Below are 257 nucleotides of genomic sequence, written 5' to 3' on the forward strand. Positions count from 1 at the left end.
CCAGTGGCGTTAAGTCGTGTCTTACCGGGTTGGACTCAAGACGATAGTTACCGGATAAGGCGCAGCGGTCGGGCTGAACGGGGGGTTCGTGCACACAGCCCAGCTTGGAGCGAACGACCTACACCGAGCCGAGATACCAACAGCGTGAGCTATGAGAAAGCGCCACGCTTCCCGAAGGGAGAAAGGCGGACAGGTATCCGGTAAGCGGCAGGGTCGGAACAGGAGAGCGCACGAGGGAGCTTCCAGGGGGAAACGCC

1 protein-coding gene is annotated in these 257 nt (G+C 61.1%); it reads right to left on the reverse strand.

From position 1 onward, the window contains the following. A partial coding sequence (locus tag E0D98_RS28340) for a replication initiation protein (protein WP_240723796.1) occupies positions 1 to 94 on the reverse strand: 94 nt, incomplete at its 3' end. Positions 95 to 257 lie beyond the last annotated feature (163 nt).

The organism is Escherichia sp. KCJ4928 (genome assembly GCF_004352695.1).
GTDB lineage: Bacteria > Pseudomonadota > Gammaproteobacteria > Enterobacterales > Enterobacteriaceae > ECMA0423.